Source organism: Dyella humi (assembly GCF_044904605.1).
GTDB lineage: Bacteria > Pseudomonadota > Gammaproteobacteria > Xanthomonadales > Rhodanobacteraceae > Dyella_B > Dyella_B humi.
Genome location: NZ_JADIKI010000023.1, coordinates 1,355,496 through 1,367,819, shown reverse-complemented (window position 1 = coordinate 1,367,819; position 12,324 = coordinate 1,355,496). Strand labels below are relative to the sequence as shown.

Sequence of the window (12,324 nt, the reverse complement as noted above, 5' to 3'; positions counted from 1 at the left end):
ATGTTCGGAATTATCATCTTTGGTGGGCTGATAGCGATGGGAGTCGTGGCTGCGCTTATTGGCCGATACTTGTCAGGCAATAATTTGAAGCAGCGACGACCACTTCTTTTGAGTGAAATTGTCAAAGGACTGCCCCCGGCAGTACCCCAAAAGGAAGCGTTCGAAGTCTTAACGAAAATGGGAGAATCGTTCGGCGTTCAGCCCGAGCTTCTTCGGCTTGACGATTCTATTTCTGCGTTGACTGGAATGGATTCTTGGAGATTGGGTGAAGGGCAGGAGATGTTCGAGACATGGTTGAGAGGTCGGGGCGTAGTTCGCTTACCGAATGACTTAAAAACCATAGGCGATTTGATTGCAGCAGTGGCATTGTCGCAGCGAAAAGGGGCCGGAGATAGTTAAAGCCGCGAAAAGGGGCCCGATACGATAAGGGGCCGGAGGTAGTTAAACACCTTAACTACATCCGGCCCCTTTTTCAGATCAGAGGGTCAGAGTGCACTTTCCAACACACGCTTGGTTTGCGCCGCTTCCGGGGCAACGATCGAAGCATTGTTGGCACGGCGCAAAGGATCACGATCACTTGTGGTTTGTGTTGAGAACCAAGCTGAGAAATTTTCTTGTGGCTACGAGATCTATGTTTTAGCGGCCCAGGTTTCTTAGGTACTTGCAGTGAGTGTGACGAAGCCGGCGGCCCTTTGTTACCGACTGTTATAACGTCACTCGCACTTCCAAAAATTCGGCGTAGAATGCGCGCATCCAAGGTCAAGCGACTGGCCAACATGATCCGCATCTTTCAGTGTCCTGCTTGTTTCGGCGCGCCGCGAAAGACAGCCATGCAACAGCGTCCGGTTTAGCAGGCGCATCTCCCCCGACCACTTCCCCATTCGAAGCGTGAACGACTCAGAGCGTGCGTTCGCTCCTGGTCATCGCCATGTGCATCCTATTTCTCGCGTTTTTCATGACTATCGGCGACCGACGATGTCGCCTGGTAACGGCTCGGCGCGCGTCCGCGTAGCGCAGATTCGATAGCGTAATCACCGAACACTTTCAGCCATTAGCCCAGACGCAAGTCAGGGCTGCGGCCAAGCTCGGCCTGAAACCCGTCATTCATCACGGCCCTGACTACATGTCAGGTTCTCTTCCAACAGGGACAAGCAACAATGATCATGCTTATTGCGTTAGCAGTAGCGGTAGTTGTATTGGTGGCGTTGACCTTCGTGTCCAATGCCATTGTCTACATCCCCAACGATCGCGTCGGCATCGTCGAGCGGCTTTGGGGTGCGCCTTCGCTGACTCGTGGCCTTATCGCCTTGAACGGCGAGGTCGGCTTTCAGCCGCAAGTGTTGCGCGGCGGTCTTCATTATTTCTTTCCGTTCCAGTTTCGCGTGCACAAGGTGGATCTTGTCACGATCCCGCAGGGCGAGATCGGCTACATCTTTGCGCGCGATGGTCGTGAACTGGTGGACGGCCAAACGCTTGGCGGTATCGTGGATGCCGGCATTGAAGATGTCTCGGCGTTTCTCAAGGCGGGCGGACAGAAGGGTCCGCAGCGCGCGATCCTGCGTGAAGGTACGCATGCCATCAACGTGGCGCAGTTTGCGATCATCACGGCGGCACGCGTGCATGGCCTGCTGCTGGCGGACGAAGAAAGGGACACCATCGATCGGATGGGTCGTGTGCTGGGCGAGCGCGGCGGTTTCATGCCCGTCGTGATTGGCGGCACCGCCTCGATGGCGGGCGTGATGGATAAATCTGAGCGCGCCGATGAAGATCCCAGGGACGTGCTCGGGGTGGTCACCATCCACGATGGCCCGGTGCTGCCGCCGGATGAGATCGTGGCGCCGCGCGTGGGCGAGGATCCTGCCAATCTCGCGACCTTCCACAACAACTTCCAGAACATCAACGCCTTCTTGCGCGCGGGCGGCCGCCGCGGTCGCCAGCATCAAGTGCTGGTGGAGGGCACGTATTACCTCAACCGTTTGTTCGCCACGGTCGAGTTCATCCGCAAAACCGTCGTGCCAGTGGGCAGCGTGGGCGTGGTGGTTTCGTATTTCGGTAAGGCAGGTGCAGACCGCTCCGGCGATGGCTACTCGCATGGCGAGTTGGTCGACAACGGCTGCCGCGGCGTGTGGAAGGAACCGCTGCTGCCGGGCAAATACGCCTTCAACACTTACGCGGGCAAGATCCAGTTGGTTCCGACCACCAACTTCATCCTGAAATGGTCGAAGGAAGTCACCAACGCGCACAAGTATGACGAGAACCTTTCCGAGGTCGCGCTGATTACCAAAGATGCGTTCGAGCCGCTGATGCCGCTGTCGGTGGTAGTGCACATCGATTACCGCAAGGCACCGCTGGTGGTGCAACGTTTCGGCGACATCAAGCGCCTGGTCGACCAGACGCTTGATCCGATGGTCTCTGCGTATTTCAAGAATACCGGGCAGACTAAAACGCTACTTGAGCTGCTGCAGGAACGCTCGGAGATTCAGGAGAAAGCGAGCATCGACATGAAGGGACGCTTCGCCGCCTACAACCTCGAATTGCAGGAAGTGCTGATCGGCACGCCGCATGGCAACACTGGCGACGCCTCGGGCCAGCGCATCGACACCATCCTCAACCAGTTGCGCGATCGTCAGGTGGCGAAGGAGCAGATGGACACCTACGACCAGCAGCAGCAAGCCGCGATCAAGGAGCGCACGCTGCGCGAGGCACAGGCTAGAACGCAGATCCAGACGGACCTCACCAAGTCCGAAATCAACGTCAAGATCAAAACCAACGAAGGCGATGCCGCGATTGCCGCAGCCACCAAGGAAGCGCAGGTGATCAACATCAATGCCGACGCCGAGCGCAAACGCCAGATCGCCGTGGGCGAAGGCAAGGCCGCTGCGACGGAATCTGTGGGCAAGGCCGAAGCCAACGCGATCCGGGCTAAGGCCGATGCGCTTACCGGCGAGGGCGCCCGCATGCAACTGATCAATGATCTCGGCAGACAGTTTGCCGATGCCTTGCGCGAAGGCCAGATCGCCATCGTGCCGAAGATTGCGCTGGGCACGGACGGTGGCAATGCGCTTTCCACCTTGGCGCAGTTGGCTAATGCCTTCATGGCGGAAAAACTTGAAGTGAGTAGCGTGGGTAAGGATGGGGGCACCGCAAGCACGCCTGGTGCGTAATCCTATTGATGTGGTCCCTCCCCTGCGCGCGCAGGGGAGGGACCACTTAATCCCACGCCTCTCCATGGCGTTTCGCAAACTCCCGCACCGCCCAATCCATGAAAACGCGCACACGCGGCGACAACTGGCGCGTACGCGGATAAAGCAGCGACACGGGAACGGAAGGTGGCGGCGTGTCTTTGAGAATCTCGATCAGCGTGCCATGGCGCAGATCATCCTCGACATGAAAGCGCGGCACCTGAGCCAGGCCCAGCCCGAGACGAATGCCGGCGAGATAACTTTCTGTGCCGGTAACCGTGAGCATGTTGGGTAACGTGACCGTGCGTAGCTTGTCGCCGCTGCCGAATTCCAGCGGTGTTACCACGCCGGTGGTGATCGAACGCAGGCTTACGGCGCGATGACCATCGAGATCGTCGACGCCGAACGGCGTGCCGAATGTCTCCAGGTACGCCGGTGTGGCGCAGGTGAGCCGTTCCAGCATCGCTACTTGTCGCGCCACCAGTTCGCTATCGCGCAGATGGCCGTAGCGCAGCACGCAATCCACACCTTCCTGCACCAGGTCCACCCAGCGGTCGCTTTCGCTCATCGACAACTCGATGCCGGGATAGCGCTCGAAGAAGGCGGGCAAGCCGGGAAACAGGAAATGCCGCGCTAGCGTGCCTTGTACTTCGACGCGAAGCAGGCCCTTGGCCTCGACGTCGCGAAAGGCACCTTCGGCGTCTTCGATGTCATCCAGGATGCGCAAGCAGCGCTGATAGAACGCTTCGCCGTCGAGTGTGGGCCGCACCACTCGCGTCGTCCGCTGCAGCAGGCGGGCGCCAAGTCGCGCTTCCATTTCCGCGATCACCTTAGTCGCGGTGGAACGGGGAATCTCCATATCGTTGGCGGCCACGGTGAAGCTGCGCCGCTCCACGATACGCACGAACAGCCGCATAGCGTCCACTCGGTCCATCACGACCCCTTCGCGCGATTGTTCGCACCGTAGAAACAGCACTGTGCATTTTAGCCAGATTATCTCCCGGGAACGAAAGACCATAGTTCCTCCGCACCGCAATTCGCGGCTTATCCCAGGAGAAAACCCATGAACACCCAAGCAAAAGTCGCCATCGTGACCGGCGCCTCGCGCGGTATCGGCGCCGCCATCGCCCAGCGTCTGGCCAGCGATGGTTTCACCGTCGTGATCAATTACGCCGGCAAGGCTGCCGAGGCCGAACAACTGGCCGGCGACATCGAAAAGGCCGGCGGCCGCGCCATCACCGCGCAGGCCGACGTGAGCGATCCCGCCGCGGTGGCGCGTCTGTTTGATGCTGCGGAAGCGGCGTACGGCGGCGTCGATGTGCTGGTCAACAACGCCGGCATCATGAAGCTGGCATCGCTGGCCGAAAGCGACGACGCGCTGTTCGACAGCCAGATCGCGGTCAACCTGAAAGGCACGTTCAACACCTTGCGCCAGGCCGCGCGCCGCCTGCGCAATGGCGGCCGCATTGTCAATCTTTCCACCAGCGTGGTCGGCTTGAAGCTGGAGAACTACGGCGTCTATGCCGCCACCAAGGCGGCGGTAGAAACGATGACTGCCATTCTCTCCAAAGAGCTGCGCGGCCGTTCGATCACCGTGAATGCCGTGGCGCCCGGGCCGACCGCGACGGATCTCTTTCTCGATGGCAAATCGCCGGAGCTGATCGAGCGCATGGCGAAGATGAATCCGCTCGAACGCCTCGGCACGCCAGCCGACATCGCCAATGCAGTTGCCTTTCTCGCAGGCCCTGACGGCGGCTGGATCAACGGCCAGGTGCTGCGCGCCAACGGCGGCATGGTTTGAACTTTATTAGCGAAGGAGCATTGTCATGAACAAGACCATCCTCATCACCGGCGCCTCCAGCGGCTTCGGCCGCCTCACCGCCGAAGCGCTGGCCAAGGCCGGCCACACGGTTTACGCCTCAATGCGCAACACGACCAGCCGGAACGCACCGGTGGTCGAACAGATGGCGACCTTCTCGAAAGACCATTGCGTGGACTTGCGCACCATCGAGATGGATGTGCAATCACAGACATCGGTGGATGCTGCCGTGGCGAAGATCATCGCCGACAACGGCCGTGTCGACGTGGTAATGCACAACGCTGGCCACATGATGTTCGGTCCCGCCGAAGCTTTCTCGTCCGAGCAATACGCACAGCTTTATGACGTGAATGTGTTGAGCACGCAGCGCGTAAATCGCGCGGTGCTGCCGCACTTGCGCCGCCAGCAGCAGGGCTTGCTGGTATGGGTATCCAGCAGTAGCGTAGCCGGCGGCACGCCACCCTATCTTGCGCCTTATTTCGGCGCCAAGGCTGCCATGGATGCGATCGCCATCCAGTACGCGCGCGAGCTGTCGCGTTGGGGCATCGAAACCTCGATCATCGTGCCCGGCGCTTTCACCCGCGGCACCAACCATTTCGCTCATGCCGGCCAGCCGGCCGATGAGGCCCGCGTGTCCGAATACGAGGCAGGCCCCTATGCGAATTTCGGCGAACAAGTGCAGAAGGCGTTCGCTGCCATCGTGCCGCCGGATGCCGATGCCAAGCTGGTGGCCGATGCCGTTGTGGATGTGGTGGATGCGCCGTTCGGCAAGCGGCCGTTCCGCGTACACATCGATCCCACCCAGGATGGCGCGGATGTGGGCTTCACGGTAACGGATCGACTGCGTGCCGAAATGTTGCATAGGGTGGGGCTTTCCGATTTGCTGCAGCCACGGATTGCCGAGTAGTCAGTGCGGCTGATCGCAAGCCTCGCAGTAGCGGGGTTTGCGATCGATCGGCATCGCTTCCATCGGTGAATGGGGACTACTCCAACGCATTGGCATAGATCGCCGACAAGTACGCTTCAAGCTGGTCTCCCCATCCTTTATCGAGAAGCTCGCACGGCTTGAGTCCGCCCAGCGCGACCAGCGCCTCGTTGTGCCACCAATCCAGCACGCGATCTTGATCAGGTTCGATAGCGCAGGCCAGCTGCCATATGCGATCGCACTGCCCATCGGAAGCGTTCATGCGTTGTTTGGCTAATGCGCCGAGAGGGGTTCGTAATGCCGCATCTCTTCGATCTGATTCACGTACGGCCTGATCACGGCGAAGAAGCGTTGAAACACATCGCTGTGACGGAATCCTTGCATGTGCCCGTCGATCGAATCCCACTCGATGCGAACGACGTAGCTGCCCGGTTCATCTACGCATCGTGAAAGCTCATAGCTCAGGCAGTGTTCCGACATGCCGAGGATATCTCCGGCAGTTGCGTAATCCTTTTCGAAAGTCTGCGCGTCGGTGGACGGAACTTTGTAGCGGATATACTCGACAACCATCACGGTCTCCCTTATCCAAAGCAAGCAGTCAGGTCGATCACCCGATGCAATCGCGCCGATTCTCGGCACGCTTGCCATGGCCGTCTATGCCAGGCGGCGACGAAACTGTTGTGAGCCATAGGAACAAATGAGCACCGCCAATCATGAGTCCATCGACCTCTTCAAGGTTCTGAGGTTGTTTACCACCGTATACGAGCTCGGCAGTTTTTCCGCCGCAGCGCGTCTGCTCAGTGTCACGCCCGGGGCCGTCAGCAAGCAGATCGGCGTGTTTGAGGATTCGCTCGGTTGCCGGCTCTTTCAGCGAACCACGCGTTCGCTCTCGGTGACCGAAGAAGGTCGGCGCCTGTACACACTTATCCAGCAACCCACGCAGCAGATCGAAGAGGCCGTTGCCAGCTTGGTATCGGAACAAGGACAACCCAGCGGTACTGTAAAGGTGTCGCTGCCGGTCGCGTTCAGCCGCACGATCGTGTTGCCCACCTTGCAACGATTTCGTGAACGCTTTCCTCAGGTCAGTCTCGATCTTCATTTCGAAAATCGCCATGTGGATCTCATTTCAGAGGGTTTCGACTGCGCCATCGGACAACGGCGCGATACCGATTCCAGCATCATTGCCCGGCCGCTGGCGCCGCTGGTGCTTATTCTCTGCGCTTCGCCGGCTTATCTCGATCAACATGGAAAAGGCCTGACGCTTGAAAATCTGGACCAACATCCGCTGATCGCGTTTCGATCGCCCACCAAAGGGAGAATCGAGGCGTGGACATTGCAAGGCGCAGGAAAGGAGATTGTCATCCAGCCGCGTTCCCAACTGATGGTGACGGATACCGAGGCACAGGCCGAGCTTGCGGTGGCCGGTTGCGGCATCACCTTGCTTGGCGCGCATCACGTGTTGCCCCTTATCGAGCAAGGCAAACTAAAGCGCGTGCTGTCTCCTTACTTCGCCAAGCGTGGCGACATCTGCATGTACTACCCCGCCAGAAAGAATCTGCCGCGCCGCGTGTCGAGCTTCGTGGAATTCGTCATCGACGAGGCCAGGCATAGCGGCGTCGTCAAGCAATTAAAAGCAATCGCCAGCAAGAAAATGGTCCACGCGGATTGAATGCAGGTTTTCCATCATTGCCTGATGGGCGATGGTTCACGACGGCATGCGTATGCAATGGGAGATTGGCATGAGAAAGCTTATCGTGCAGATGCAGATGTCGGTCGACGGCTATGTTTCCGCAGCGCGCTCCGGACTGGCGTGGCAGGTTTGGAACTGGGGCGACGATTGGACTTGGGATGAACGGCTCAAGGACGAATTCAACCGTATCCTGGCGTCCGTGGACTGCATCCTGTTAAGCAGGCCCATGATTCAGGAAGGCTATCTGGATCATTGGACGCGAATCGCACAACGCTTTCCAAGCGATCCGCACTACGCCTTCGCGCAGCGCATCGTCGACGTGTCCAAAGTCGTTCTTACCGACAAGTTGCAAAGCTCGCCGTGGGAGCGAACGACCATAGCCGGTGGCGGCATGGTCAGCGAGGTTCAAGCGCTGAAGCAACAGCCCGGCGGAAACATCATCACCTTCGGTGGCGCTGGGTTTGTTTCTGCATTGGTAGCGGCGGGATTGGTCGATGAATTCCAGTTCTTCGTCAATCCCGCCGTGGTGGGTGAAGGCAAGGGTCTATTCCATGACACGCATGGCACAAGACTTCGTCTGATCCGGTCGGACGCCTATGAGTGCGGCATCGTGGTGAACAGATACGCTCCCGTAGCGGGCGCCATAGACGCTTCGCTTCCTCGGCAATGACATCCGGAAACTCCCCCTGGGGTTGAGCCCTTCTCAGGAGGCTGGTCGATCGATAAAGAGTCGTCAGATTGCTTTCGTCAACTGTGTGCGCACCTGGGTTCAGTATTGATGCGCATATGAATACACCTGCCACGAACACCTTGGATAACGGCCTCCCAGCACACATAGAGAACCCGTAGCGACGGCAAGGACGGCCAAGCTCAATTCGCAAAGCCCTTGAGAGATAACGAATGCCACTGTTCGGTCAACATCAATTCGAAGGCCTTCGCCTCGAGCGCATGCGCGCTTCCAAGCAATTCGCGGGCGAGGGCTTCATCAACACCTATCCTGCGAGCACGCTGCGCGAGCTGGGAGAGCGGCCCACGCTGGTCGACTTTATGTTCGGCGGTAAGGAGCGCATGCCGACGCGTCCGCTGCCTTCGACCGATCCGCGCGCCGCTTGGACGCGTCGCGTGCAGTCTGGCTTGCGCGCGACCTGGCTGGGCCATTCCACGGTTCTTTTGGAAATCGATGGTCGGCGCGTGCTGACCGATCCCGTGTGGGGCAACCGCGCATCGCCTTTTCCCTTCATGGGGCCGAAACGCTTCCAGCCCGTGCCGGTCGCGATCGACGCGCTGCCTCCACTCGATGCGATCGTGATATCGCATGATCATTACGATCACCTGGATCGGATAAGCGTACGCGCATTGGCGGCACTAAACGTGCCGTTCGTAACATCGCTCGGCGTGGGCGCGCACCTGGAAGCATGGGGTGTGCCGCCGGAGCGCATCATCGAGCTCGACTGGTGGGAAAGCACGACGCTGGCCAATGGCCTGGTGATCACCGCTGCGCCGTCGCATCACTTTTCCGGGCGCGGATTGCACGATCGCAATACGACGCTGTGGTCATCCTTCGTGATTCGCGGCGAACGAAGCTCAGTGTTCTTCAGCGGTGACACCGGCCTTTCCCCGCACTTCGCAGAAATCGGCCAACGACTCGGACCGTTCGACCTGGTCATGCTGGAAGTCGGCGCATTCCATCCATCATGGGGAAGCATCCACCTCGGCCCTGACAACGCGTTGCGGGCATGGGAACAGATCGGCAGCGGACGCTTCCTGCCGATACATTGGGCCACCTTCAACCTTGCGACGCATCACTGGGCGGAACCGGCGGAAGTGCTGTTTGCAAAAGCGCCTGAAGGTTTGGTGATGCCGTTGCTGGGCGAGCCGATCGAACCTGCATACGTCGAAGCGGTGCAGCCATGGTGGCGCAAGCTTGTTGAGGAGCAGCGGAAGGATTCGCCATTGCAAATGGCAACGAGGCCTTCGCGATAATTATCGAAGGCATAGGTATCTACCTTGTTTTTGAGGCCGAAAATCGCCTCGCCGGAATGACGGTAAGGCAAGACCACGCCTGGCTCCGGGGTACTTAGATAATGCTCATGCCGTAGATCACGACCGGGATCTGACCAAATAACGCTGCCACACATAAATGGGTAATCCGGCCAGCAACAACACGGCGCCCCACAGCAGGGTTTCGGTACCGGTTCCAATCAAGGCCCACAGGCTGAAGGCGAGTGCGCCGAGCGCAACCAGTCGCCGCCATCGGTTGGCGGCGATATCGATTCGCCACCATGCCAGCACCGTGATCAGGTAGGGCAACAACGTCGCCGCCGTGGACAGCAGTATCGTGAAGGTGAAGAGCGCTACCAGCGTGCGGCTGTAGTTGGAGATGATCAAAGCGCTGGCGAGCACGCTGCTGATCAGCAGGCCGAACCACGGTGTGCCACGCTTGTCCATGCGTGCGAAAGCTTTTGGAAACAGACCGTCCAGCGCAGGAGCGAGCGTGGTCTGCGCTTGCAGCAGCACCCACCCGTTGAGCGCACCGAAGCACGAAATGGTAGCAATCACACCAATGCCGATACCCGCAGCATTACCCCATACGCGTCTTGCTGCCTCGGCCATCGGTGCCGCCGATGCGTGCAGTACGTCCGCCGGAAGCATGCCAACCACCACGGTGCAAGCGAGCATGGTGGCGAGCCCCGCGACGGTCATGCCGATCACCGTGGCACGGGGAACGGTGCGCTGCGGATCGCGAACGACGCCGGTCGGCACCGTGGCCGTTTCCAGGCCAAGAAACGCCCACAACGTCAGTGCCGCGACGGACGAGGCCACGCTCACCAACGGAAGGCCGCTGGCGTTGAAAGGGTGAAACGCGCTCGCATGCACCCAGCCCAACCCCAGCAGACCAAAGACGACCAACGGCACCAGCTTGAGCGAAGTCGTTACGATGGCCGTATAGCCTGCTTCACGCACGCCAGACAGACTGATGGATGTGCAGACCCATAACGCGCCTAATGCGCACAAGGCACCGCGTAAGGGCGTGGAAGTTGCCGCCGGCCACACGGAGCCGAGACTACCCGCAAACGCCACGGCGATCGCCGCGTTCGCCGACCACACGCAAACCCAATAGCTCCACGCCGCCACAAAGCCGACTCGATCGCCAAAGGCGCGCCGCGCATAGGCATACGCGCCGCCGTGATTAGGAACGATCTGTGCCAGCCACGCGTACACCAGCGCGAGCATCAATGCACCGCACAGGCTGATTCCCCAACCCAGCAGGCTTGCGGCACCGAACGGCGCCAGCGCCGCTGGCAACACGAATACGCCCGAGCCAATGATGTTGCCAATGACCAGCGCGATCAGCATCCATAAGCCGAGCGACCGACGGCCGCCGCTCATGCGCGGGCGAGCGAGTCGCGATAAGCACGGCGCACCATTTCATGGAAATGGTGCACGGCATTTTCCCGCAACGGATTCAGCCGTCCGGCCTCGTAAGAACCGGAAGCCAGTCCGCGCTGCACATCCTCGCAGATGGTGACATCTTCATCCTGCACTTCGTCGCTGAACTCGATATCTTTCGCACGCCGCGCTTGCGCTTCTGGACTGCTGTCCGGTGCGTAATAAAAATCGAACTCCACGCGGCAGCGATCCACGCCCATTGGCAACACGCGATTGGTCTGCAGACGGCCGGGCAGGATGTTGAGCATCGCATTTGGGTATAGGAAGTAATACAAGGCTTCGCCGCTGCCATAGAGGTCATCACCGCTTTCGAGCGGACTGAATTGGAACGAATACCATTCGGCCGTCTCGGTGATGTAGCTGCGGTAGTCGAGCAGGCTGTTCAAACCCGGATGAATATGCGGCACATGGTAGCCTTCGAGGTAGTTGTCGACGTAGACCTTCCAATTGCAAGCCACGTCGTAGCTGGCACGATGATGAAACTCGTAATCATGCAGCGCGCGATGCGGACCAAGGCGCGCATCGATGCCCGCGACGAATTCATCGAACGGCGGCGCCTCGCCGATGGCGACAAACACCAGACCTTGCCACACATGTACCCGAACCTCGGGAAGACGGATATCGGAAGGATTGAAATCCGGCGTGCGCCCCATTTCAGGTGCACCACGCAACACGCCATCCAATCCATACGTCCAACCGTGATAACGACAGCGCAGACTCTGCGCGCCACGTCCGTCGCAACTGGCGATCGGCCCCGCGCGATGCCTGCACACGTTATGAAAGGCGCGAATGCTGGATGCATCACTACGCACCACCAGCAACGGCAACCCCGCGATCTCCGTCACCACATGATCGCCCACACCCGCGAGTTGCGATTGATGGCACACCAGCTGCCAGCTCCGCGCGAAGATCGCCGAGGCATCCAACACGGGCATGCGTGCGTCGGTATAGAAACGGGCTGGCAGGGTCAGCGCATAATCGAGCTGTTGCGGAGCGAGCGCTTCTGGAGCAAGTAACTCAGCCATGGCAGGTACTTTGCGGCGGTGATGGCTGAGTATTTATCTAACTGCGGTGCAGCATCAACGCATGCTTGATCACAACGCGTATTTGCTGCGTCGGTTATCGGCGATATGGTTCACCACCCGATTTTGGGATGGTCTGAATAAATCGTCGCCGGGACGACGAATCCGGAATTGATCAGAGCATCCCTAGATCAGACTCAAGTGCACTTAATGTGCGCTGATGCCACCGAGTGCCT

At 59.4% G+C, this 12,324-nt stretch carries 12 protein-coding genes; 7 read left to right on the top strand and 5 right to left on the bottom strand.

Features of this window, described 5'->3' with window-relative positions; all coding sequences use genetic code 11:
* A complete protein-coding gene (locus tag ISP18_RS17440; RefSeq protein WP_380014977.1) occupies positions 1-399 on the top strand; it encodes a hypothetical protein in 399 nt (132 codons plus the stop codon).
* A 764-nt stretch (positions 400-1,163) separates the two neighbouring features.
* Positions 1,164-3,164 (top strand): SPFH domain-containing protein, encoded by a 2,001-nt coding sequence (locus tag ISP18_RS17435; RefSeq protein ID WP_380014974.1) that lies wholly within the window; start codon positions 1,164-1,166, stop codon positions 3,162-3,164.
* Between the two features lie 46 nt (positions 3,165-3,210).
* Here ISP18_RS17435 and ISP18_RS17430 read toward each other — a convergent pair whose 3' ends face one another.
* Positions 3,211-4,116 carry a LysR family transcriptional regulator gene (locus tag ISP18_RS17430; protein ID WP_380014971.1) on the bottom strand — a complete coding sequence of 302 codons (906 nt, stop codon included), beginning with the start codon at positions 4,114-4,116 and terminating at the stop codon, positions 3,211-3,213.
* Positions 4,117-4,245: 129 nt separating this feature from the next.
* Between ISP18_RS17430 and ISP18_RS17425 the strand changes: the two genes are divergently transcribed.
* Positions 4,246-4,983, top strand: coding sequence for an SDR family oxidoreductase (locus ISP18_RS17425; protein ID WP_380014968.1), 738 nt, complete (start codon positions 4,246-4,248; stop codon positions 4,981-4,983).
* Positions 4,984-5,008: 25 nt separating this feature from the next.
* Positions 5,009-5,908, top strand: coding sequence for an SDR family oxidoreductase (locus ISP18_RS17420; RefSeq protein ID WP_380014965.1), 900 nt, complete (start codon positions 5,009-5,011; stop codon positions 5,906-5,908).
* 76 nt (positions 5,909-5,984) lie between these two features.
* Here ISP18_RS17420 and ISP18_RS17415 read toward each other — a convergent pair whose 3' ends face one another.
* Both ISP18_RS17415 and ISP18_RS17410 read right to left on the bottom strand, forming a co-directional pair.
* Positions 5,985-6,188, bottom strand: a complete 204-nt coding sequence (locus ISP18_RS17415) for a hypothetical protein (protein ID WP_380014962.1) — start codon at positions 6,186-6,188, stop codon at positions 5,985-5,987.
* Positions 6,189-6,199: 11 nt separating this feature from the next.
* Positions 6,200-6,574 (bottom strand): antibiotic biosynthesis monooxygenase family protein, encoded by a 375-nt coding sequence (locus tag ISP18_RS17410; protein ID WP_380014959.1) that lies wholly within the window; start codon positions 6,572-6,574, stop codon positions 6,200-6,202.
* Positions 6,575-6,623: 49 nt separating this feature from the next.
* On the opposite strand from ISP18_RS17410, the gene ISP18_RS17405 reads away from it, so the two are divergent.
* The 3 genes from ISP18_RS17405 (at position 6,624) to ISP18_RS17395 (ending at position 9,599) form a co-directional block, all read left to right on the top strand.
* Positions 6,624-7,595, top strand: a complete 972-nt coding sequence (locus ISP18_RS17405) for a LysR family transcriptional regulator (RefSeq protein WP_380014956.1) — start codon at positions 6,624-6,626, stop codon at positions 7,593-7,595.
* A 31-nt stretch (positions 7,596-7,626) separates the two neighbouring features.
* A complete protein-coding gene (locus ISP18_RS17400) occupies positions 7,627-8,286 on the top strand; it encodes a dihydrofolate reductase family protein (RefSeq protein WP_380014953.1) in 660 nt (219 codons plus the stop codon).
* A gap of 230 nt (positions 8,287-8,516) precedes the next feature.
* Positions 8,517-9,599 carry an MBL fold metallo-hydrolase gene (locus ISP18_RS17395; protein ID WP_380014950.1) on the top strand — a complete coding sequence of 361 codons (1,083 nt, stop codon included), beginning with the start codon at positions 8,517-8,519 and terminating at the stop codon, positions 9,597-9,599.
* 117 nt (positions 9,600-9,716) lie between these two features.
* Here the strand turns inward: ISP18_RS17395 and ISP18_RS17390 are convergent, their stop codons facing one another.
* Together ISP18_RS17390 and ISP18_RS17385 are read right to left on the bottom strand one after the other, a co-directional pair.
* Complete coding sequence (locus ISP18_RS17390; RefSeq protein WP_380014947.1) at positions 9,717-11,006, bottom strand: amino acid permease; 1,290 nt, start codon at positions 11,004-11,006, stop codon at positions 9,717-9,719.
* Positions 11,003-12,091 carry an aromatic ring-hydroxylating oxygenase subunit alpha gene (locus tag ISP18_RS17385; RefSeq protein WP_380014944.1) on the bottom strand — a complete coding sequence of 363 codons (1,089 nt, stop codon included), beginning with the start codon at positions 12,089-12,091 and terminating at the stop codon, positions 11,003-11,005. The genes ISP18_RS17390 and ISP18_RS17385 overlap by 4 nt, the downstream gene beginning before the upstream one ends.
* Positions 12,092-12,324: the final 233 nt, after the last annotated feature.